1 protein-coding gene is annotated in these 403 nt (G+C 27.3%); it reads right to left on the bottom strand.

Translation table 11 applies throughout. The features are described 5' to 3' along the window. Positions 1-403, bottom strand: a 403-nt coding sequence (locus AWT72_RS08920; RefSeq protein ID WP_197407680.1) for an ADP-dependent NAD(P)H-hydrate dehydratase, incomplete at both ends; no start/stop codon positions are given.

Raw genomic sequence — 403 nt, 5'->3', positions numbered from 1 at the left:
TAGACTACTATAACCTTGTGCCTTATTACTTGCAATCATTCCTGTTAATGTATCACCCATTACTGCATTTGACATTTTACTGTTACCAATATTAATTATATAGTAATTTTTACCATCATATATTATATTATTTTTACCTTTTAATAATACAATGCCCTTAAAATGAGTTTTAAAGCGTTTAAGTGATTCAAAAGGTGATAATGTAAGGCTTTCTATGTTTTCACCCGTTAAACGGCTAAATTCTAGCATATGTGGGCTTATTATGCATTCTTTGTTTAGTAATTCTATCATTTCTTTGTTTTGGGCAATAATAGTTAATGCATCTGCATCAAGTACCAAATTCTTATCTATATATTTTAAGATTATTTCTTTTGTAATATTGTTAACAGTAAAATGGCAAATG

Source organism: Oceanivirga salmonicida (assembly GCF_001517915.1).
GTDB classification, from domain to species: domain Bacteria; phylum Fusobacteriota; class Fusobacteriia; order Fusobacteriales; family Leptotrichiaceae; genus Oceanivirga; species Oceanivirga salmonicida.
The sequence above is the reverse complement of the archived record's forward strand: the minus strand, read 5'-3'. Positions and strand labels throughout refer to the sequence as shown.